This window comes from Rhodobacteraceae bacterium M382, from assembly GCA_025141015.1.
In the GTDB taxonomy this organism is placed as follows: domain Bacteria; phylum Pseudomonadota; class Alphaproteobacteria; order Rhodobacterales; family Rhodobacteraceae; genus Aliisedimentitalea; species Aliisedimentitalea scapharcae.
The window spans coordinates 665,942-688,491 of the sequence record CP081098.1; the positions used below are offsets into that span (position 1 = coordinate 665,942).

Sequence of the window (22,550 nt, forward strand, 5' to 3'; positions counted from 1 at the left end):
GGTATTGGTGCTGTCCCGTTCTGTCTCTGGGGCCTTACGGAGTGTGTGAAATAACTTCGGTCTCGGGCGGGGCTTGGCGTCGTTTTTTCTGCGCGATCAAAACACCGATCCCGACCAGAGCGGCTCCATAGGCCTGGGGCCAATACCAGCCAGCACCCAAACCAACCATGATCAGCATGACAAAGAAAGGCGTCAGGTTCATGTGGAAGCAGGCCAGGGCCACGCCCAGCTTGCCCACTGATGCAATCCACAGCACCTGACTGATGGCCATCGCGATGACGGTATAGATCAACAACAGTTGGATTTGTTCCCAACTGATTGGTTCGCTCGGCAACACCAGCGCTCCACTGAGAAAAGTGCCGACTGCCATAATCCACAAGGCGACTGCACCTCCGGTGAATGTCAGGGTAGATCGCCCAATGGGACCCAGCATCGGCAGGTCGCGATTGACCGCCATACTGGCCCAAGTCCACAAAAATACTGCCCCAACCGCATAGGCGGCACCCAGTCCCAATTGCCCGGAGGGCAGGCCATTTGTGGCGATGAACCCTCCGGCGACGGTCGCGCCCAGACCAATCATGAACCGAATCGATATACGTCGGGTGCCCGCGCGTACTTCCAGCAGAGCACCCGCCACCGGGGCTGTGGCCGATATCAGGGCAACGGTTACCGGATCGGTCAGATCCTGTGCGACCAACATCATATGCGCGCCGACCCCAAATCCAATTCCGCCTGTGATCAACCCCTTGATGATCTGTTTCGAGCTCAACAGGGGCAATCCTTCGATGATCATCCAGACCGGGATCATCAAAGCGATGGCCAGCGTCATCCGCACGGTGATCAGAAACAACGGCGACCAATCTTGCAGCAACAACTCGGCGACAGGAAACCCGATCGCCCAAGTCATCATGGACAGACCCGCCATCAGGTTTCCCGCAACGGCTGTTCGCGAATGAGAGGGAGCTAGATTAGGCTGTGCGGATCTGTTTGACTGCAAATTCATGCTGAACTTCTGCGTTTGGGGGCAATTCGTGTAGCGAAGAGAAGATTCGCACCAGTGTCTGAAGGGAAACCGACATTTGGTCGTTTTCAGTCTCTTGGCTGAATGGGGCAGGTCAGGGTATGTCAAAAGCTAGAGTCAACAGGATTGAAAGACATGCCACGATTTGCAGCCAATATTTCCCTGTTGTTTGCCGAGCTTCCGTATCTCGACCGATTTTCAGCTGCCGCCGATGCAGGTTTTGATGCTGTCGAAATCCTGTTTCCGTATGAAATCGCGGCCAAGGACACATTGCGGGCCTTGTTGGCCAACGGTCTCGAACTTGTTCTGATCAATGCACCACCGCCCAACTATACCGGTGGTGCGCCCGGATTTGCGGCAGTTCCTGGTGGCGAGGCCCGGTTCCAAAGCGATATGCGCCGGGTGATGCGCTATGCAGATATGTTGAACCCCGGACTAATTCACATCATGGCCGGCTATCAGTCAGGCGCTGCCGCGCAGCAGGTGTTCGAGAAAAACCTGCGCTGGGTTACCGAGACATATCCATGCCAAAAATTCACGATCGAACCGCTGAATGAACACGATCAGCCCGGCTATTTTTTGAACGACTATGCGCTGGCCGCCGATGTGTTGGATGCTGTGGACCGTCCCAATGTGGGCTTGCAATATGATGCCTACCATGCCGAGGTCATACACGGCGATGCAGCCGGAATTTGGGACCGGTTTGCACCTATGGTTCGGCATGTGCAAATTGGTGCCGCACCGGACAGATCTGAACCCGGACGCGGTCCGGTGGATTTCCCGACCTTGTTTGCCGCCATTGATGCCAGTGGATATTCAGGCTGGGTCAGTGCGGAATATACCCCCAGCACCAGAACAACCCAAGAGTCCCTGGGCTGGATGCGAGGATTGGCTTGAATTGTTATTCCAAAAATTGCATATGATTGAAAAACCACACAGGAGCCGGAAATGATCCCTGCGCGTTATTCTCAATTGGTGTTCAGCCTGATTCTGTCGGGATTGATGTCCTTTATCGTTACTGGTGTGGCGACATTCACGAACATGGGATTCGGAGCGCAGTTGTTTTCCAGCTGGATGGGGGCTTGGTCGGTGAGTTGGCCAATCGCTTTTCTCGTGGCGTTTCTGGCAGCGCCGCATGTGCGCAAGCTTGTGTCCAAACTGGTGCAGCAACCCCAGCAACAGCCCCGCCAGGGGTGAGCCTGTTTCGCAAACCACGCCGGGCCAGGCAGCGCGTGCTTGCACGCGCTGCCTGGCCCAACGGGGGGTGACGCATCTTTGATGCGGCTCCCGCGGGCGGGAGCTCTCCCGTTTTGGCACCAGATCAGTGACCCTGCGTGTCATGTAACCCTCTAATGGGCTTCCGACCAATCGGCTCCCTGACCAGCATCAACGCTCAATTTGATTTCCAGATGCACAGCCGGATCTGCCGCGGTTTCCATGACGTGACGCGCTACGGCAATGGTTTCCTCGACATCTGCCTCGGGGACTTCAAACAGCAGTTCATCGTGAACCTGCAGCAACATCCGTGCGGGCAGGTGTGCAATAGCGTCGGGCATCCGGATCATTGCGCGGCGGATGACATCTGCGGCCGTGCCCTGGATAGGCGCGTTGATCGCCGCGCGTTTGGCGAACCCGGCCTTGGGGCCTTTGGCACCAATCTCGGGCGTGTGGATCTTGCGTCCGAACAAAGTCTGCACATACCCGTGCTCCTTGGCGAAATCGACGGTGCTGTCCATATATTTTCGGATCCCGGGGAACCGTTCGAAATAGCGGTCAATAAAACCTTGGGCATCCTTGCGCGGGATACGAAGGTTGCGCGCCAGTCCGAATCCGGAAATTCCGTAGATGACGCCAAAGTTGATTGCCTTGGCTTGACGTCGGATATCCGACGTCATCTCGTCCAGCGGAACGTCGAACATTTCGGATGCGGTCATGGCGTGAATGTCCAAACCATCAGCAAACGCCTGTTTCAGCGCATCAATCCCGGCGACATGGGCCAGGATCCGCAGTTCAATCTGGGAATAGTCGAGCGACAGAAGCACATTTCCCGGTTCGGCGATAAAGGCCTCTCGGATACGGCGCCCTTCCTCGGAACGCACCGGGATGTTTTGCAGGTTCGGATCCGTCGACGCCAATCGCCCCGTTGATGCACCGGCGATGGAATAGGAGGTGTGCACCCGGCCGGTGTCCGGGTTGATATGGTCCTGTAGGGCATCCGTATAGGTCGACTTCAGTTTGGACAGCTGTCGCCAGTCCAACACCCGGCCAGGCAGTTCATGCTCTGTTGCCAAATCTTCCAGAATATCCGCACCCGTCGCATAGGCACCGGTCTTGCCCTTTTTGCCACCCTCGATTCCCATTTTGTCGAACAGGATCTCGCCCAACTGCTTGGGGCTGCCGACATTGAAGCTCTCACCGGCCAGTTCGTGAATTTCGGCTTCCAGAGCGGCCATCTTTTGGGCAAAGGCATTGGACATCCTGCTCAGGGTGTCCCGGTCAACCTTGATGCCGTCCATTTCCATCTTGGCCAGAACTGGGATCAGCGGCCGTTCCAGTGTTTCATAGACGGTGGTGACCTGCCGTTGGTGCAGCTGTGGCTTGAACGTCTGCCACAGGCGCAGCGTGATATCCGCGTCCTCGGCGGCATAGGCGATGGCATCGTCAATTGGCACACGGTCGAAGGTGATCGCGGATTTTCCGGTGCCCAGCAGCGGTTTGATTGGAATTGGAGTGTGATCCAGATAGCGATCCGAAAGCGTATCCATTCCGTGGTTGTGTTCACCGCCGTGCAGCGCATAGGACATCAACATGGTATCGTCGATCGGTGTCACTGTGATGCCCTGACGGGCAAAGATCTTGGCGTCGTATTTCATGTTCTGCCCGATCTTGATCACTGACGGATCTTCGAGCAGCGGTTTCAACATATCCAGCGCCGTCTTTAGCGGCATCTGCCCCTCGGCCAATTCATCCGATCCAAACAAGTCGTCCGAGGCTCCGGCCTTGTGGGTCAACGGGATGTAACAGGCCTGTCCGGCTTCGACACACAGGGAAACGCCAACCAGATCGACAACCATTTCGTCCAAACCGGTGGTTTCGGTATCCACGGCGACCCAGCCGCGTTCTATTGCCTGATCTATCCACCCCTGCAACGCAGCTGCATCTCGCACACAGGTGTATGTCTCGGGGTTAAAGGGTACGGATTCGGGCATCGACGCCTCGCCGCTGCCTTCCAGAGGTTTCTCTGGGATGTCCGGAGTTTCCACACCCATTCGATCAGCCAGACGTTTGGAAAGCGTGCGGAACTCCATTTCGGAGAGGAATGTCAGCAGGGCTTCGGGGTCGGGATCCTGAACTTCCAACTCCTCGAGCGAGAAGTCGAGCGTCATCTCGCAGTCCAGCTGAACCAGCTGTTTGGACAATTCGATCTGATCGCGATTGTCGATCAATGTCTGTCGCCGCTTGGGCTGCTTGATTTCTGTTGCGCGGTTCAGCAGATCTTCGAGCGAACCATATTCGTTGATCAACAACGCGGCGGTCTTGATACCGATTCCCGGTGCACCTGGCACATTGTCAACACTGTCCCCGGCCAGCGCCTGAACGTCCACCACGCGTTCCGGGCCGACACCGAATTTCTCCAGCACCCCGTCGCGGTCAATGCGCTTGTTCTTCATCGCGTCCAGCATTTCAACGCCGCCGCCAACCAGCTGCATCAGGTCCTTGTCAGAACTGATGATGGTCACCCGACCGCCAGCCTCGCGCGCGCGACAGGCCAATGTGGCGATAATGTCGTCGGCCTCGAATCCTTCGACCTCCTTGCAGGCGATATTAAAGGCACGGGTGGCGTCGCGGGTCAGCGGAAATTGTGGCACCAGATCTTCGGGGGCAGGCGGACGGTTGGCCTTGTAGAGATCATACATCTCATTGCGGAAACTCTTGCCCGAATGATCAAAGATCACCGCCGCATGGGTGGGTGCGTCGGGACCGTTGTTATCCTCGACATAGCGTTGCAGCATATTGCAGAACCCCGATACGGCACCAACAGGCAGCCCGTCGGATTTACGGGTTAGCGGCGGCAACGCGTGATAGGCGCGAAAGATAAAGGCCGATCCATCAATCAGATGCAGATGGCAACCCTTGCCGAATTCGGTCTTGCTCATGACGCGGTGCCCCGTAATGTGAATGCATGTTTGATTTACGCATTTTATCCGCCATCCCGCCCCTGACCGCAATCGCCCTTATGGCCAGTCCGGCGCTGTCGGCACCAAAAGTTGACCTCGACTGTGACCAGACCTTTGATGGAGCCGAGCTCTGTTCGCCTTTGGTTGCCTGTTTGGGACAGACAGGGATCTATTTCACCGGGCGCGCCATGGGATGGAACTCCGGGGTCTTTGCAGGGGATACCAATGCTGGTTTTACATGCTTTGGGCAGTGGCGACTTAATGGGTTTTTGGGTTTGGGCGAGGCAACAATCGAATGCGACAATGCGCTAACCGGGATTGTGTATTTCACCTCGCATGATCCAGAAACCGGAACCGCCAGCGGTTTGGGCAGGCTCAGCAATGGGGAAACGATTCACATGTGGTCAGGACACAATATTCGCCAGTTCCTAAGAAATGAATCAGGGGAGGTTAACCCACGTTTGCTGTGCAATGATGTCGAGGTTCCGATCAGCTGAGTTGGTGACGTGGGCAAACAGGTCCTGCCCGGCTCAAAATTGGTCGTCAATGCCTGACCAGTTGCATGATTGCGTGCATCGTTGATGTGCAAGCGACGAATGTCGTCGACCTACAGGTAATGCCACCTGAAACAGGACATACAGGATTCAAACGGGGTGCGGCTCTCTGCCGCCTCCGAACCGGCAACTGCCAGAGCGGTCGGCGACAGCAGTTTTCACGTTCGCTTTAGTTGGCCGTTTTAGTCGGCCGTGGTGTCCTGATGTGCCTTGTGCACATATTTGCAATCGCAATAGGGGCATTCGACCCAACCGTCGCCCTCGGGGATTTGCAGATAGACACGGGGGTGTCCCAACGCGCCTTCGCCACCGTCGCAGGCGACGCGATAGCTTTCGACGATCTTGGTTTCCGGCGCATGGGTGGTCATCGCTGGCAGTCCTTCTGATAATACGTTAGGCGCTTTTATGAGGCAGGACAAAACCGGGAGCAAGAGCCGCGATGACACAGGACGCAATCCACCTCCAGGCGCTGCGCAAAACCTACATCGGAAAACGTGGCCAGCCCGAAAAACACGCGCTCAAAGGCGTGGACCTGCATGTGCCACGGGGATCGGTCTTTGGCCTGCTGGGACCGAATGGAGCAGGCAAATCGACGCTGATCAACATCCTGGCCGGTCTGGTGCTGAAAACGTCGGGCAAGGTGACAATCTGGGGATTTGACCAGGACGCCAATCCACGCCAGTCCCGCGCTGCCATCGGGGTAATGCCTCAGGAATTGAACCTGGATCCCTTTTTCTCCCCCCGCGGTGCGCTCGAGGTTCAGGCGGGCCTGTACGGCGTACCCAAAACCGAACGCCGCAGCGACGAGATCCTCGATATGGTGGGGCTGAGCGACAAGGCCAACGCCTATGCCCGTACCCTGTCGGGCGGAATGCGCCGACGGCTTTTGCTGGGCAAGGCGCTGGTGCATCATCCGCATATCCTGGTGCTGGACGAACCCACTGCTGGCGTCGATATCGAATTGCGCCAGATGCTTTGGGAAAACATCCGCAAGCTGAATGATCAGGGCATGACCATCATCTTGACAACCCACTATCTCGAAGAAGCCGAAGAGATGTGCGACGAGATCGCGATCATCAACCAAGGCTCTGTTGTGGCGCGCGATACCAAGAACAACCTGCTCGGACGTCTGGATGCCAAAACCATGGTGGTGCATCCGGACAGCCCGGTGACGGTTTTGCCGCAGGCACCGGGAATCGAAGCAGAATTGCGCAGCGATGGTGCCCTCTTGCTGCGCTACCAAAGCCGTGTCACCCGCGCCGAACAGGTTCTGGCGGCGATTCATGGCGCGGGGATCACCATACGAGATGTCAAAACCGAAGAAGCGGACCTACAGGATGTTTTTCTGGCTCTGACCGCCTCGACTTGATTCACATAGTCGACTGGCTGGGTGCCACTGCTGCTTCTTTCTGGTCCTAAATACCTCCGCCGGAGGCGCCCGTCGGATCCATTCGCGGGGTGAGCTGGTTGATGTTGTCACGATCTACCCGCGCCTGGTAACAATTGTTGCGCGACGATCGGATGTGCACGTAGGACACGTCGCTGCGGGCCAACAGCTGGTCCGAATATGCCATAATTCGGTGGGCTGCCACCACTGCTCCGGTGCCATAGATAATGCGGTCCGTGGCATCGTAGCCTTTGACCAGATAATCAGGGGACGACCGGAGGATCTCGGGGATGGCATCCTCCTCAAACCTGTCGCAGGCCTTGGCACACAAAAAGATTGGGCCGCTCTCCGCGTAGGGGTGGAGAGTGGGAAAGGGGCGGTGCGACAGGATCAACATGGGATCCCCGTCAGGGATATGAGCCAGACAGTGGCGGCATGGGTTGCCTGGTCCGGTTGAGATGGCCTGTTCCGGAGCTTGCCCATTGGCGTCGGTGCCTCCGGCCTGCAGAGCGCGGACAATGTGGGTGGGCATGGCGGTAATTCTGGGCATGAGGTCTTCTCCTTGTTTCCCTCAGCATCGCGAGCGTAGGGCCCGTACGCGACCCGAAACCTGCGCAAACGCCATGTAATCTCCAGCAAGGACTCGCGATTAGAACAAAAGGGGAATATCCTACTGTCTATCATGTTTGTCGAATTCGCGAATCTCTCCAACTTCACCTTCCTTACCGGGGCGTCGCACCCCGAAGAATACGTCCAGCGCGCGTTGATCCTGGGGCTTCCGGCGCTGGCAATTGCGGATGAAAATTCGGTCGGGGGGATTGTGCGCGCTCATCTTGAGGCACGCGATATTGCCCGCCGGGTGCAGGAGCGTCAGGCGTGGGATTGTGACAACTCTCCGATTGGCCCCCCGCGACCGGATGATTGCCCCATCTCGGTGTCGTTCCCGATCTATGATGTGCCCCGTTTGATCCCGGCCGCGCGGCTGGTGTTCACCGATGCCCCCTGTGTGATTGCCTTGCCGCAGAACCGGCGGGGTTGGGGCAATCTGTGTCGACTGCTGTCGGTTGGGCGGTTGCGGACGGACAAGGGCAGTTGTGATCTCCAGCTGTCCGACCTGATGGGTTTTTCGGATGGGCTCCACTTGTTGGCCTGGCCACAGGCGGATCCGGGGCCGGGCGGCGCGGGCGGATGGCAGCCACAGGTGCAACAGCTGACGCGCCGCTTTAGCGGGCGGATGCATTTGCTGATGACACCTGTCTATGATGGCAATGATACACCCCGGTTTGCCCGTCTCACGGAACAGGCCGTAACGCTTGGCATCCCGACCCTGGCCAGCGCCGCGCCGCGCATGCATCACGGCGGGCGTCGACGACTGGCCGATGTGCTCAGCGCCATCCGTTTGCGATGCAAGGTCGAAGCCCTGGGTCGGGCCGCACTGGCCAATGGCGAACAGCGGATGCGATCCCGGGCGGAAATGACCCGTATCTTTGCCGGGTTCAAAGAGGCGGTGGACCGGGCCGGTGCATTGGCGGACAGCCTGACGTTTTCGCTGGACGAGCTGCGTTATGACTACCCGTCCGAGACCGAGGATGGTGTTTCTCCGACACGGCACCTGCGTCGCTTGGCCGAAAAAGGGCTCAGGTGGCGCTATCCGGATGGGGCATCGGACAAGGTGCGCGCAATGCTGGAGCACGAGCTGACCTTGATCGGCAAGCTACGTTACGAACCTTATTTTCTAACCGTGCATGACATCGTGCAGTTTGCCCGAAGCCGGGACATCCTGTGTCAGGGGCGCGGGTCGGCGGCCAATTCGGTGGTGTGCTATTGTCTCGGTGTGACCTCGGTCAGCCCGGAAATGGGCACCATGGTGTTTGAACGCTTTGTGTCCGAGGCGCGCGATGAGCCGCCGGATATTGATGTGGATTTCGAACATGAACGCCGCGAAGAGGTGATCCAGCACATCTATGAACGCTATGGCCGTGAACGGGCGGGGCTGTGCGCCACGGTGATCCACTATCGCGGCAAACGCGCCATTCGCGAGGTGGGTCGCGCCATGGGGCTGACCGAAGATACGATTTCGGCGATCAGCTCGCAGCTATGGGGGTTCTTCAGTGCCGATGGTGTCGAGGCGCAGCGTATGCGCGAGATCGGCCTGGACCCGACCGACCGCCGCCTGTGCCAGACCATGGATCTGGTGCGCCAGATCATCGGCTTTCCCCGACATCTGTCCCAGCATGTGGGGGGCTTCATCATCACAGATGGGCGGCTGGACGAACTGGTGCCCATTGAAAACGCCACAATGGAGGGACGCACGGTAATCTGCTGGGACAAGGACGACATCGACGCGCTGGGCATTCTCAAGGTCGATGTCCTGTCCCTGGGCATGTTGACCTGCATCCGCAAGGCGTTTGATCTGATCGAGCAGCATCACCGACAGCGCCACTCGCTGGCCACGCTGCCGCAGGAAGATCTGCGGGTCTATGACATGCTGTGCGAGGCCGACAGCATCGGGGTGTTCCAAGTGGAATCCCGGGCCCAGATGAACTTTCTGCCCCGTATGCGACCGCGCAATTTCTATGATCTGGTGATCGAAGTGGCGATCATCCGTCCCGGCCCTATTCAGGGTGATATGGTGCATCCCTATATCAGGCGCCGCAATGGTGAGGAGGAGGTGTCCTTTCCCTCGGACGCATTGGGGCAGGTCCTGGGGAAAACGCTTGGGGTGCCCCTGTTTCAGGAGCAGGCGATGCAGATTGCCATGGTGGGGGCCGGGTTCACGCCGGAGCAGGCGGACCGGTTGCGCCGGTCACTGGCGACCTTCAAGAAACACGGCAGTGTCAGCGAATTCCGCGCGCTGTTTTTGCGCGGAATGAAACGTAATGGCTATGATGATGATTTCGCCGAGCGGTGTTTCTCCCAGATCGAGGGGTTTGGGTCGTATGGCTTTCCCGAAAGCCACGCGGCGTCATTTGCGCTGTTGGTGTATGCCAGCGCCTGGATCAAATGCCATTATCCGGGGATCTTTGCCTGTGCGCTGCTGAACTCGCAACCGATGGGATTCTATGCCCCGGCCCAGATCGTGCGGGATGCGCGCGAACATGGGGTCGTGGTGCGTCCGATTTGCGTCAATGCCAGCTTTTGGGACAATGTGATGGAGCCGGATGGGCGCGGTGGTTTGGCGCTGCGGTTGGGGTTTCGCCAGATCAAGGGATTGGCCGAAGAGGATGCTGCCTGGCTCACCGCAGCGCGCGGCAATGGCTATCATGAACTCGAAGATGTCTGGCGCAAGGCCGGCTTGGGGCCGAAAATCCTGGAGCGACTGGCCGAAGCGGACGCTTTTGCCAGCCTGAACATGACCCGGCGCGAGGCCCTGTGGGCGGCCAAGGCGATTGCCTCGGCCAAGCCATTGCCGCTGTTTGCCCAAACTCTGGAAGGCGAGGCCATCGACGAACCTGCCGCCCACCTGCCGCGCATGACATTGGGGGAACAGGTGGTCGAAGATTATGTCGCTACCCGGCTCAGCCTCAAGGCACACCCAATGGCCTTGCTCAGAGCGCGGCTGACACCTGGAATGAACAGGGCACCGCAGGGTGCCGCAACGGTACAAGAAGATCCTTGATCACAGACTTTGTCTGGGTTGAACTTGGTGCGTTTTGTTCTCTTGGGGGCGCAGGACAATGACCCCACCACCGACAAGCGAACACAGGAACGAAGCGTTTCCAGCATGCGTTGGCAGCAGCAGACGCAGGTGAGGACGGAACCAGTTCTGATCCCTCGGCCCCGTCAGAGACCCACGACAACTAATTTGCAAAGGCAGGGCACCTTGCTGCATTTGGAGCAGCTGTCTTTGGTGTAACTTCCGGGAAATGTGGGAATTGATCGCTTTTTGATGACAAGTCGCCACTGGTTGCGCTAAAGGCGGTTCACCCTTGTGCAGGCAAAAGATAGAAGGCTGCAAATTCGATTGCCCGGAGAGTTTGAATGCCTACGCCCAAGCCCGTTGTCCTGTGTATCCTTGATGGTTGGGGATTGTCCGAGGATACGGCGGCCAACGCCCCTTATCTGGCGCAGACCCCCACATTCGACAGCCTGATGCGGAACAGCCCGAATGCGACGCTGATCACCTATGGGCCGGACGTGGGGCTTCCCAGTGGGCAGATGGGGAATTCAGAGGTCGGCCACACCAATATCGGTGCTGGTCGTGTGGTGGCAATGGATCTGGGTCAGATTGACCTGGCGATCGAAGATGGGACGTTTTTCGAGAACGCAGCGCTGGGGGCATTCATCGCCAAGATGCGCGACACCGGGGGCACCGCGCATCTGATGGGGATGGTATCGGATGGCGGAGTGCATGGCCATATGAGCCATATCCTGGCGGCAATCCGGGCCATAGCGGGTGCAGGTGTTCCGGTGGTGCTGCACGCGATTACCGACGGGCGTGATGTTGCTCCGAAATCGGCCTACGGTTACTTTCGCACACTCGAAGGGCAACTGCCCGAAGGGGCATGTATCGGCACCGTGACGGGACGCTATTTCGCAATGGATCGCGACAACCGGTGGGAGCGAGTCGGCGAAGCCTATGAGGCGATGATCAACGGTCAGGGCAAATCCGCCGAGAATGCGCATGCTGCGATCACCCAGGCCTATAACCGGTCTGAAACCGATGAATTCATCAGCGCCACGGTGATTGGTGACTATGCCGGGGTGCAGGATGATGATGGCGTGTTCTGCCTGAATTTCCGTGCCGATCGTGCGCGCGAGATCCTGGCCGCCATTGGCCAGCCCGGTTTCAGCGGCTTTGATACCGGCAAGCGGCCACATTTGGCCGGGTTCTTGGGGATGGTCGAATATTCGGATCAGCATAACACGTATATGACGACGGTTTTTCCATCGCGCGAGATCGTCAATACGTTGGGTGAATGGGTGGCCAAACAGGGGCTGCGCCAGTTCCGGCTGGCTGAGACCGAAAAATATCCCCATGTGACGTTCTTTCTGAATGGCGGTGAGGAAGATCCGGCAGAGGGCGAAGACCGCTTCATGCCAAAATCGCCCAAAGTGGCGACCTATGATCTGCAGCCTGAAATGTCCTCCTGCGAAGTGACGGACAAATTCGTCGAAGCGATCGAGGAAGGTTATGATCTGATTGTCACCAATTACGCGAACCCCGATATGGTCGGTCATACCGGCGATCTCAAAGCCGCGATCCAGGCCTGCGAAGCCGTGGATCAGGGGCTGGAGCGGGTGATCGCCGCGTTGGAACAGGTCGGCGGGGCGATGATTGTCACCGCAGATCACGGCAATTGTGAAACCATGGTGGACCCGGTGACCGGAGGGCCCCATACTGCGCACACATTGAACCCGGTACCCGTGGTTCTGGTGGGGGGACCCGAAGGAGCCAAGCTGCGTCACGGACGATTGGCCGATCTGGCACCAACCCTGCTGGAATTGATGGATCTGCCGATGCCGAATGAAATGACGGGGAAGAGTCTGATCGCATGATGTTGCGCGCTGCCTTATTGGGTCTGGTCCTGGCTGGACCCGCTTTGGCGCAGGACAATCCGGCGACAGCCGCGCGTAATGCGTCGGCCCAACTCGAAGAGGCGACGCTGCAATTGCAGGGGGCGCAAACCGCGCGGGATCGGGTCAAGGCGCTAACAGAAACCGTGCGGGCATTCGAGGCCGGTCTGGGGGCCATGCGCGACGGGCTGCGCCGGGCCGCGCGGCGCGAAGGAGAGTTGACTCAGGCGCTCAAGGCCCGCGAGGGCGAAGTGGCCGAGTTGCTGGGGGTATTGCAGACCATTGAGACTTCGGCACCGCCAGTTCTGATGCTGCACCCCTCGGGACCGCTGGGGTCGGCCCGATCCGCCATGATCCTGGCCGAGGTCACGCCGGGGTTGAATGCACGCGCGCGGGTGCTGCGCAATGACTTGCAAGAAGTGCAGACCCTGCGCCTACTTCAGCAGAATGCTGCGCAAACACTGGAAACCGGTTTGGCTGGTGTGCAACAGGCCCGCTCGGATCTGTCCAAGGCCATTGCCGACCGCACCGACCTGCCGCGACGGTTCACTCACGATCCGGTGCGCACGGCGATTCTGATTTCGTCAACCGAAACATTGGACGGATTCGCCAGCGGCCTTTCAGAGATTTCCGACGGAGAGATCGCCGAAAGCAACGCCAGCGTTATGTCGCAAAAGGGCAGTTTGCCCTTGCCCGTCCAAGGCGTGGTTTTGCGCAGGTTCGGTCAGGCCGACGCCGCCGGGGTCAAACGGGATGGCGTCGTGGTTGCCGCACGCCCGCGGGCGCTGGTCAGCAGCCCTACGGCTGCAACCATCCGGTATCGCGGCCCTTTGCTGGATCTTGGCAATGTAATGATTCTGGAACCTCAGTCCGATACGCTATTTGTTCTTTCAGGGTTGTCCGAGGTCTATGGCGAACCCGGTCAGGTTATTCCGGCGGGGACACCGATTGGCCTGATGGGCGGACAAATTCCGGAAATCGGCGCAATTCTGTCACTAAGCGGTGAAGCCTCTGGTACTGACCGCTCAGAAACGCTCTATATAGAGGTCAGAGAGGGCAATCGCCCTGTGGACCCGGAAACGTGGTTCCGTACCAAAAACAATGGATAGGCGAGTATGAAGAAATTCGTGATGGCTGCTTTGGGCGGCACGCTGGCAGGGGTGATTGCCTCGACACAGGTGGCAGGCCCATTGCTGGCGCAAGAGAATGCGCGCAATTCCACCGTATATGAACAACTGGATCTGTTTGGCGACATCTTTGAACGGATCCGCGTTCAATATGTCGAAGAAGTCGACGAATCCGAGCTGATCGAAGCAGCCATTGGCGGCATGCTGGCATCGCTCGACCCGCATTCCAGCTATTTGTCGCCTGATGACGCCGCACAGATGCGGGTGCAAACGCGTGGCGAGTTCGGTGGTCTGGGGATCGAAGTCACCCAGGAAGAAGGTTTTGTCAAAGTGGTGTCACCGATTGATGGCACCCCAGCAGATGAAGCCGGGATAGAAGCCGGCGACTTTATCACCCATGTGGACAGCGAAAGCGTTCTGGGCCTGTCTCTGGACGAAGCCGTGGACCTGATGCGCGGGCCGGTTGGGTCGGAAATCGTGATCACCGTGGTGCGCGAAGGGGAAGACGAACCCTTTGATGTGTCGATCATCCGCGACACGATCAAGCTGACCGCTGTGCGGGCCCGGACAGAAGGCAAGACAGCAGTTGTACGTGTGACCACCTTTAACGATCAGACCTATCCCAACCTGCAAAGCGGGCTGGAAGAACAGATCGAAGAGGCCGGGGGCATTGAAAACCTGAACGGCATTGTTCTGGATCTGCGCAACAACCCCGGCGGCCTGCTGACCCAGGCAATCAAGGTGTCCGATGGTTTCCTGAACAGCGGCGAAATCGTTTCGACCCGGGGTCGCAACCCCGAAGATGGTGAACGGTTCAATGCGACCGATGGCGATTTGGCCCAGGGACTGCCAATGGTGGTTCTGATCAACGGTGGGTCGGCTTCGGCGTCGGAAATCGTTGCTGGTGCCTTGCAGGATCACCGCCGGGCTATCGTGGTCGGTACCAAAAGCTTTGGCAAAGGATCGGTCCAGACAGTCATGCCGCTGCGTGGCGATGGTGCCATGCGTCTGACCACAGCGCGCTATTACACCCCGTCGGGCCGCTCGATCCAGGCATTGGGTGTCAGCCCGGACATCGTGGTCGAACAGCCGCGCCGCGCCGACACCACCGAGGAGGAAGAGGACGCAACGTCGAAGCGCCGTACCCGGTCCGAGGCGGATCTGCGGGGACGTCTGAACAATGATAGCCTCAGCGAAGATGAAATCCGTCAAATCGAAGAGGATCGGGCCAAGGCCGAAGCCGCCGCCAAGCTGCGCGAGGACGATTACCAGCTTGCCTATGCGATCGACATCCTCAAGGGCCTGTCTGCGTTGGGCCCCAAAGAGTAATTTACACCTGAGTGTTTGAATTGGGGCCATGCATATTCATATGCGTGGCCCTTTTTCATGTACGCCTGAAGCGGAAATTTAACAGTGCTGCCCGATTTTCGACGCCAAGAGGAAATGGCTTGGGGTATGAGGGGGCATGTTGTTTGACTTGCCTGATCCCCAAACCCTGTATTCAGCTCTGGTTGCCCGTGATCCCGCGTATGACGGGGTGGCGTATGTAGGCGTGACCAGTACCGGAATTTTCTGTCGCCTCAGTTGTCCGGCCCGACATCCCAAACCTGAAAACTGCCGGTTCTATGCAACGCCTTCCGAATGTATCGAATCCGGGTTTCGCCCGTGCAAACGCTGTCACCCCCTGGCCCCGATGGCGCAGAAAGACCCCATTGTGGCCCGGTTGCTGGACGCATTGGACAAGAGCCCGGCGTACCGGTGGAGCGAACAGGACATTGTTCGGCTGGGATTGGATCTCTCGACTGTGCGCCGGGTGTTCAAGCGTCACTTTGGCATGACGTTTCTGGACATGGCGCGACACCGCCGCCTGCGCGAAGGGTTCACGACGTTGGGAGAAGGGGGGCGGGTGGTCGACGCCCAGGTGACGGCCGGGTTTGAATCTCCCAGCGCTTTTCGGGCGGCGTTTGCGCGTCTGCTGGGGCGGGCACCGTCGGCCTTCAGCGCCACCGCACTGCTTAAGGCGGACTGGATCGAGACTCCTTTGGGGGCGATGATCGGCGTCAGTTGCACCCACAGGTTGCATCTTTTGGAATTTATTGACCGCAAAGCTTTGCCGCGTGAGCTGAGCAAACTGGAAAAGGCTGTGCCTGGTGGAGTCGGTTTGGGACGATTGGGTCCCACTGATCAGATTGCGTCAGAGCTGGCCTCCTATTTCAGCGGAAACGCTGCACGTTTTGTGACACCGGTGCAGTTGCACGGCACGGCGTTCGAACGCGAAGTCTGGCGGGCCCTGATGCAGATTCCGGCCGGTGAGACCCGCAGCTATTCGCAACTGGCCCATGACATCGGCCGCCCCACCGCGACACGTGCCGTGGCGCGGGCCAATGGGGTCAATCAACTGGCCATCATCGTGCCCTGTCACCGTGTGTTGGGTGCAGACGGGGCATTGACCGGCTATGGCGGCGGGGTATGGCGCAAACAGCGTATGATCGAAATCGAGTCCGGCTTTGCTGCTGCGCGACGGTCGTGACCGGGAACTTACATGGTTTCCAGGCAATGACGGCGGAACGCGCGTTTCAGCATGTCCAATTCGGCGCGCAGAAGCGATATTTCGGCCAACAGATCATCCGCTGCCGGATCGCCGCCGATCAGGTTGAAGGTGCCCAGCTTGGTATCGGTATCTGTGTCAAAGATCAGAAAGGTCTGAACCCCATCGGCGATTGCCTCGGAGGGGATCGTGATCGTCAGTTTCCAGGTTTTGCCAGTTTCCCCGTCTTCCAGCGTGACCGTTTCCACAGGACGGTCCAGGCAGGTTACCCGAACGCTTGGCTTGACGCCGGTGTCCTGGGTCCCTTCCAGGCGACCTTCCCATTTCCCGTTGCGAAAGCGGATTTTGGTCAGTGTCAGGTCAGTCATTTCAAAATCCTCAGATAGCGGCGCGGCGGTGGCGGGCAAAGGTCAAGTCACGCAGGACCACCTGGTTCATATCGGGAGCTTCAAAGATCAGGTCCAACCATATCTTGTCGATTCTCTTTTCATTCAGCCGGGAATAGGCGAGGTCGAATTCGACCATAACGTCCTTTTCGTTCAGCGGCAGTTCGCGCACCAACTGTTCGGTATTGGGACCATGTTTGATGTTCAACCGGGCAAAGATTTCCAATGGTTTTTCGGTCTCGATGATCGTGTCGATGCGAAACAGATGCGCGCGGGTCATACCGCGTGTGGCATCGTCCGGGACATCAATCACCAATGACAGAAACGATCCATCGAATTTGAAAACATCCATCCGCAGCCCGTAGGCCGCCAGGTCTTCTTCGCGGGTGTTGCGCAACTGGCGCAGGGTCAGCTCCGAGAATTCGCAATCGTGAAATAGGGTGACTTCGCCGCCGAGGCTGGATTTGGTCGGTGCCGACGACAAACCCGGTGTCGGCAGTGGTCCGCGCCACAACTCAGGTCGCCATGACCAATCGGTGCCATGTGGTTTCGAGAAATACGAGGTGCCGATCATCGGAAGCGCCAGCCGCCCTTCGGCAACATGTAGCAACCGATCCAGCTGTGTCCGAAGTGCCCGGGCATGGTTGCGCTGCGTCCGGAGCATAGCCAGGTCAGTCACATTGGAATTCTTCGCAGCATTGCGCCATCGCTTCAGCGCGCGCTGATGAAACAACAGATCCAGAATCTTGCCCATATCATCCCCGAGTTATCCGCTGGCCCGCCATTCGGTGTGGTCGAAGCAAACTGTTTTATACAGTGACTAAGTGACCAAAGGCTTTCAGTCAAACAACGCGACGATCTTTCCGCCCGTTGCAGCGCGATTGCCAGCGGAATGTGGCCGCAGCAAAGGGCGCAGGCCGGAGGCCTTTTTTGAGCCCCGCAATGCAGGCGGAACCGGCTGTGTGGGAAGTTGGCTGGAGGCGCGGGTCTCGCGGGTCAATTCGGTCAACAGGCGGGCTCCGCGTGATGCCTGGGGCGAGCTGCCTTCGGGAGCATAAAGCGCCAGTGCCACCAAATGTCCATTCACCGAAAAGGCCGCGCGCCAATGTTGCGGGCTGGCTCCATCAATGCCGGGTTCGGCGCTGCGCAATCGGATCATCGGTGGATCGCTGTCCGGTCGACGGTCCAGGATATCTTCGGTGGTGGCCAGTCGCTCCAGATCAGCAAGCGTGGGTTGACTGGCGTCCGGCCGTCGCCCGACCATGACCGAAATCAGAGCGGGTTCGCGGGAGGCAAAAAAGCCATTGGCACCCACCATATCGCAGCGTGCAATCAAGACAAAGTCGTCTTCGCTGGAAAACTGGATGGTATCCGCGGCAATGCAATACCCTCGTGGTGCCGAGATGACGACGCGTCCTTTGGCCAGGCTGGCTTGGCGTAATTCACTATTGGATACTGATCTGGAATGGAGCCGGTCCGAGACAAAGGAACGTTTGGCCGGAGCCGAACACGCGGCAAGTGTGGCGATGAACGCAAGCCCACACAAAGTTTTGATGACGGAACCGGTATTCAAACCCTGTGCCTTTGCTATGGAACGTGGAACCAGACCAGAAGGCCATTCGGGATAAATCAACCTCCAAAGACTTAACCGTGGTGCGTTAACCACACAAGAGTGTTGAGGAAATCTGAATATGACAACCTTGTAAAACACCGGCCCAATGCTTACCGTCTTAGGGTTCCGACGGCACCGGTCAACAGGCGCATATTCGGGATGTTAATCTGCAAATCAGGCAAGGATCGGGTATGGAACCCACCCTGTTTTCATTCATTTGGAAATACTCGAAACGGCAACAGCTGGTATTGCTGGGGCTGACGATTCTCACGTTTCCCTTTATTTATGCGACGCTGGAATTACCCAAACGTATTATCAACGATGCTATCGGGATGCAGGCGGCATCCTATGATGTGCTCGGATTTGAATTGGGTCAGACACAGTATCTGATGTTGCTGTGTGTGGCATTTCTGGGTGCCGTGCTGGCAGCCGGGATGCTCAAGATGCGGCTGAACACCATGAAAGGTGTTCTGGCCGAACGGATGTTGCGGCGGCTGCGGTATTCGCTGATCGCCCGCATGATGCGGTTTCCCAAACCCTATTTTCAGAAAACGTCGCAGGGCGAACTGGTATCGATGATCACCTCCGAAGCCGAACCCATGGGGGGGTTGATGGGGGATGCCGTGGCCCAGCCCGTGTTCCAGGCCGGACAGATGCTGACCATTGTGACGTTTCTGTTCATGCAAAGTGTCTGGTTCGGATTGGCATCGGTGATGCTGATCCCTCTGCAGGCCTGGGTGATCCCGCGCCTGCAGCGCCAGATCAATCTTTTGAACAAGGAACGCATTCAGGAAGTCCGTCATCTGGCTTCGGAAATCGGCGAAAGCGCTGCAGGCATCAGCGATTTGCGTTCGAACGGCGGATGGCGGTTTCGGCTGGCGTTGATCTCGGATCGGTTGGGGCGGCTGTTCGACATCCGGTTCAAGATTTACCGCAAGAAGTTCTTTATGAAGTTCTTGAACAACTTGATCACTCAGCTGACACCGTTTCTGTTTTATTCGGTCGGTGGTTATCTGGTGATCAAGGGTGAGATCACCGTGGGGGCGTTGGTCGCGGCGTTAGGGGCTTACAAGGATCTTAGCGCCCCTTGGAAGGAATTGCTGACTTTCTACAATCAAATCCAGGACATGTCGTTGCGCTGGACGGTTGTGACGGAACGGTTCGCCCCCCGCAACATGGTGCCTGAAAAGCTGTTCCAGGGGGAGCCGGACAGTATTCCGCATCTGACGGGGTCCGTGGTGCTGGACGATGTGACCGTGCGGGATGCAGACGGGAATACCATCCTCGAAGACATCTCGTTGAAGATTCCGCCGGGGGCGAGGGTGGCCATCAAAAGCCCTGTGCCGGCTGAACGGGCAGCCTTTGCGCAGTTGTTGACCCGTGAGGTCGTCCCGTCACACGGGACGGTTACCCTCTCCGGGCACAAGTTGAACGATCTGCATCAGGCAGTGATTGCCGCGCGTGTTGGATATGCGCATTCGCGCCCTTATCTGTTTGACGGCACGTTGGGCGATAACCTGATGATGTCGCTCAAGACACACCCGCACACCGGATTGCCTCTAACACGCGAAGAAGAACGCAGGCTGAACGAAGCAAAACGATCCGGGAACAGCGAATATCTGCTGGATTCGGATTGGATCAACCCGGATCTGGCCGAACTCAGCGACCGAGAATCCATTTGTGATTGGTGGTTCCAACTGGTTCAGGCGATGGGCATTGATGAACAGCATTTCCGCCGCACTCTTTTGTCACGTCTTGATGAGGCCAAGCATCGGGATCTGGTTCGTGAAATCATTGCCCTGCGGCCAGTGGTGCATGAAAAACTGAAACAGGCCGGGCTGGATGATTTGGTGTTTCGCTTTGATCCTGAACAGTTCAACCCCGCTGTTCCATTGGGCGGCAACCTGCTGTTTGCTTCACCCACGCGTGAGATTTCCCAGGAAGCATTGGCGATGGAGACCGGCTTTTACGAGCTGATGCAAGAACTGGGTATGGCGCGCGAAGGTATGGAAATTTCGTTGGGCGTGATGGAAACCCTGCAGCATACCTTTGGCCAGGAAGACACCGACCACCCGTTGTTTCGCCGGCTGGGGCTGGAACCTGAAATGTATCGGCGGCTCAGCGATATCGTGAACCGTCGCAAGGAAGTCGGCGAAAGCAAGCTGAGCCGGGATGATCGCGCTTTGTTGATGACGGTCCCCTTCCTGTTGACGGCTGAACAGATCGGTGCTGCTTTCCCGGAAGAATACAAACAGAAGATTTTGGATATCCGTGCCAGCAGCGGGCCGCGTATTCTGGCGTCCACCGGGGACATGTTCCGCCGGGTCGCACCTGATACCTATGTGCCGCGGCTGACGGTTCTAGAAAACCTGCTGTACGGTCGGATTTCGTTGCGGGCAGGTGCACGGGCGCAGATGATAGAAGACATCGCCGCCGAAGTCCTGAACGCGCATGGGCTGCGCCAGCCGATTGCTGCCGTTCTGTTTGACCTCAAGACCGGCTTGGGTGGCTCCAACCTGCCCACAGTGTTCCAGGAACGCGCGGCGTTTTCGCGGGCGGGAATCAAACGCCCGGACATACTGGTCATGGATACGGTTCTGGCCAGTCATGACGCCGAAAGCCGCCTGCAGACCCGTCACCAGCTGCGTGAGTTGCTGCCACGTTCGATCATGATCTTTCTCGAAGAGCAATTCGCTCATCCCGAAAGATATGATCTGTTCGTGGAAATCAAGAACGGTCGGGTGGACGGTGTGAAGCGAACGCAACAGGCGATGGGTGCGGATACTGCAACTGCGGATCTTCAACGCAAGATCGCGGCGATCACGTCGAACGATCTGTTTGCCCGTCTCGATGAGCGCAACCAAAGACTGCTCGCTTTTTCGGGGCAGTGGGTTAACGTTTCAGCCGGGCACCGGTTGTTCAGAGCAAATGAAGTTGCCGATTCTGCCTATTTGTGTGTTTCGGGCGCTGCGGAATTGCGGTGGCCGGGGAGCAGACCTGACGACCCTGCATTGACCGTCATTGAACCCGGGCGTCTGATTGGAGATTTGACGATCCTGACAGGTGGGGTCCGGCGCATGGATCTGACGTCCACTACAGAAAGTTGCTTCTTGCGTTTGGGGGCCGAAGAATTCAGGGCGGTCATCGAAAACGATGCCAATGTTGCAGTGGCCATGTTGGAGACCGTGGCAGGCCATCTGGAAACAGTTGGCCGCGCGTTGGAGTCGATGGATATTGATTTGGCGAGCGTGATCCGCAAAGGGTGGGACATCAAGACCGAAGATGCCCAAGACAGTGTGAGTGGACAGGATGTCGGGACCTAGCGCGTATCAGCCACAGGAAGCACGGATTGCCGCTTTGCGGGGGCGGGCGGAACTGTGGCGGACCGGAGTAACGTTGGCTGTCATTGCGGTGACGACCGTTGGTCTTAGTCTGGCTTTCAGCGCTGTGATCAAACAGCTGACGCCACCGCAATGGAGTTCGGATCTGGCGCTGGGCGCAACACCCGGAGCGTTGCTGGTGTTATTGGGTAGTTTTGGGTTCAGCATCATTGGCGTGCACCTGGGCGTTCGTCTGGTACAACACCGATCCGTGTTTGATCTGATTGGTCCAATGGGGGTGTTCTGGCGGCAATTTGGTCGGGTTTTGCTGTACCTTTTGGCCCTGACATTTGTCCTGGGCATGTTGCCGCCCTATTCGGTCGGCGAACCGCTGGTTCCCAATCTGCCGATTGATCGGTGGTTGGCGCTTCTGCCTTTGTCGCTTGCGGCCTTGTTGATCCAGACCGGTGCCGAAGAAATCTTGTTTCGCGGTTTCGCCCAGCAATCACTTGCGGCGCGGTTCCGCTCGAAATGGGTGTTCCTGCTGGCCCCGTCTCTTCTGTTTGCCTTGGGGCACTACATTCCGGCGCAGGCGGGCGACAATGCCCTTTTGGTGGCTGTTTGGGCCGGTGTTTTTGGGTTGGTTGCTGCGGATTTGACCGCCCGCTCTGGAACCCTGGGACCGGCCATCGCCATGCATTTCTTCAATAATACCACAGCTGTTCTGATCGTCTCTACCCCAGGAGAGCTGAGCGGCCTGTCGCTTTATCTGTTTCCATATGAACTCACGGACACCCAGGCCGTGCGTCCCTGGCTGATCGTCGACCTTGCAATTATCGGTGTCAGCTGGCTTGTTGCGCGTCTTGCCATTCGCCGCTGATTGCAATTGTTGTCACAGAC

The 22,550-nt window shown here is 58.0% G+C and carries 18 protein-coding genes; 11 read left to right on the forward strand and 7 right to left on the reverse strand.

From position 1 onward, the window contains the following. Nucleotides 1-34: 34 nt before the first annotated feature. Nucleotides 35-925 carry a DMT family transporter gene (locus K3727_02930; protein ID UWQ91777.1) on the reverse strand — a complete coding sequence of 297 codons (891 nt, stop codon included), beginning with the start codon at nt 923-925 and terminating at the stop codon, nt 35-37. 231 nt (nt 926-1,156) lie between these two features. On the opposite strand from K3727_02930, the gene K3727_02935 reads away from it, so the two are divergent. Together K3727_02935 and K3727_02940 are read left to right on the forward strand one after the other, a co-directional pair. Continuing rightward, a complete protein-coding gene (locus K3727_02935; GenBank protein UWQ91778.1) occupies nt 1,157-1,918 on the forward strand; it encodes a TIM barrel protein in 762 nt (253 codons plus the stop codon). Nucleotides 1,919-1,969: 51 nt separating this feature from the next. Continuing rightward, nucleotides 1,970-2,218, forward strand: coding sequence for a DUF2798 domain-containing protein (locus K3727_02940; protein ID UWQ91779.1), 249 nt, complete (start codon nt 1,970-1,972; stop codon nt 2,216-2,218). 152 nt (nt 2,219-2,370) lie between these two features. Here the strand turns inward: K3727_02940 and polA are convergent, their stop codons facing one another. Continuing rightward, nucleotides 2,371-5,178, reverse strand: coding sequence for a DNA polymerase I (polA, locus tag K3727_02945; protein ID UWQ91780.1), 2,808 nt, complete (start codon nt 5,176-5,178; stop codon nt 2,371-2,373). A 26-nt stretch (nt 5,179-5,204) separates the two neighbouring features. On the opposite strand from polA, the gene K3727_02950 reads away from it, so the two are divergent. Then, nucleotides 5,205-5,696 (forward strand): hypothetical protein, encoded by a 492-nt coding sequence (locus K3727_02950; GenBank protein UWQ91781.1) that lies wholly within the window; start codon nt 5,205-5,207, stop codon nt 5,694-5,696. Between the two features lie 239 nt (nt 5,697-5,935). Here K3727_02950 and K3727_02955 read toward each other — a convergent pair whose 3' ends face one another. Beyond that, a complete protein-coding gene (locus tag K3727_02955) occupies nt 5,936-6,121 on the reverse strand; it encodes a zinc-finger domain-containing protein (protein ID UWQ91782.1) in 186 nt (61 codons plus the stop codon). Between the two features lie 71 nt (nt 6,122-6,192). On the opposite strand from K3727_02955, the gene K3727_02960 reads away from it, so the two are divergent. Then, the gene (locus K3727_02960) at nt 6,193-7,122 is read left to right on the forward strand and encodes an ABC transporter ATP-binding protein (GenBank protein UWQ91783.1); all 930 of its coding nucleotides are present in this window, start codon (nt 6,193-6,195) and stop codon (nt 7,120-7,122) included. A 46-nt stretch (nt 7,123-7,168) separates the two neighbouring features. On the opposite strand, the gene K3727_02965 is transcribed toward K3727_02960, so the two are convergent. Continuing rightward, nucleotides 7,169-7,690: a DUF1203 domain-containing protein gene (locus K3727_02965; protein UWQ91784.1), complete on the reverse strand. Its 522-nt coding sequence runs from the start codon at nt 7,688-7,690 to the stop codon at nt 7,169-7,171. Between the two features lie 132 nt (nt 7,691-7,822). Here K3727_02965 and K3727_02970 point away from each other — a divergent pair, with 132 nt between their 5' ends. The 5 genes from K3727_02970 to K3727_02990 all read left to right on the forward strand — a co-directional run bounded on the left by K3727_02970 (nt 7,823) and on the right by K3727_02990 (nt 16,314). Then, nucleotides 7,823-10,759 (forward strand): error-prone DNA polymerase, encoded by a 2,937-nt coding sequence (locus K3727_02970; GenBank protein ID UWQ91785.1) that lies wholly within the window; start codon nt 7,823-7,825, stop codon nt 10,757-10,759. A gap of 362 nt (nt 10,760-11,121) precedes the next feature. Then, nucleotides 11,122-12,639 carry a 2,3-bisphosphoglycerate-independent phosphoglycerate mutase gene (gene gpmI / locus K3727_02975; protein ID UWQ91786.1) on the forward strand — a complete coding sequence of 506 codons (1,518 nt, stop codon included), beginning with the start codon at nt 11,122-11,124 and terminating at the stop codon, nt 12,637-12,639. Next, nucleotides 12,636-13,766: a peptidoglycan DD-metalloendopeptidase family protein gene (locus K3727_02980; protein UWQ91787.1), complete on the forward strand. Its 1,131-nt coding sequence runs from the start codon at nt 12,636-12,638 to the stop codon at nt 13,764-13,766. Before gpmI ends, K3727_02980 begins: the two co-directional genes overlap by 4 nt. A 6-nt stretch (nt 13,767-13,772) precedes the next feature. Next, nucleotides 13,773-15,113 carry a S41 family peptidase gene (locus K3727_02985; GenBank protein ID UWQ91788.1) on the forward strand — a complete coding sequence of 447 codons (1,341 nt, stop codon included), beginning with the start codon at nt 13,773-13,775 and terminating at the stop codon, nt 15,111-15,113. 136 nt (nt 15,114-15,249) lie between these two features. Then, nucleotides 15,250-16,314 (forward strand): trifunctional transcriptional activator/DNA repair protein Ada/methylated-DNA--[protein]-cysteine S-methyltransferase, encoded by a 1,065-nt coding sequence (locus K3727_02990; GenBank protein ID UWQ91789.1) that lies wholly within the window; start codon nt 15,250-15,252, stop codon nt 16,312-16,314. A gap of 8 nt (nt 16,315-16,322) precedes the next feature. Here K3727_02990 and K3727_02995 read toward each other — a convergent pair whose 3' ends face one another. From K3727_02995 to K3727_03005, 3 genes are all read right to left on the reverse strand, one after another. Next, a complete protein-coding gene (locus tag K3727_02995) occupies nt 16,323-16,700 on the reverse strand; it encodes a hypothetical protein (protein UWQ91790.1) in 378 nt (125 codons plus the stop codon). A 10-nt stretch (nt 16,701-16,710) separates the two neighbouring features. Next, on the reverse strand, nt 16,711-17,472 hold the full coding sequence (locus K3727_03000) for a hypothetical protein (protein ID UWQ91791.1): 762 nt from the start codon (nt 17,470-17,472) through the stop codon (nt 16,711-16,713). Nucleotides 17,473-17,556: 84 nt separating this feature from the next. Further along, the gene (locus K3727_03005) at nt 17,557-18,291 is read right to left on the reverse strand and encodes a hypothetical protein (GenBank protein UWQ91792.1); all 735 of its coding nucleotides are present in this window, start codon (nt 18,289-18,291) and stop codon (nt 17,557-17,559) included. A 230-nt stretch (nt 18,292-18,521) separates the two neighbouring features. Here K3727_03005 and K3727_03010 point away from each other — a divergent pair, with 230 nt between their 5' ends. Both K3727_03010 and K3727_03015 read left to right on the forward strand, forming a co-directional pair. Further along, nucleotides 18,522-21,653, forward strand: coding sequence for a cyclic nucleotide-binding domain-containing protein (locus tag K3727_03010; protein ID UWQ91793.1), 3,132 nt, complete (start codon nt 18,522-18,524; stop codon nt 21,651-21,653). Further along, nucleotides 21,640-22,530 carry a CPBP family intramembrane metalloprotease gene (locus tag K3727_03015; protein ID UWQ91794.1) on the forward strand — a complete coding sequence of 297 codons (891 nt, stop codon included), beginning with the start codon at nt 21,640-21,642 and terminating at the stop codon, nt 22,528-22,530. Before K3727_03010 ends, K3727_03015 begins: the two co-directional genes overlap by 14 nt. The last annotated feature ends 20 nt before the right edge of the window (nt 22,531-22,550 follow it).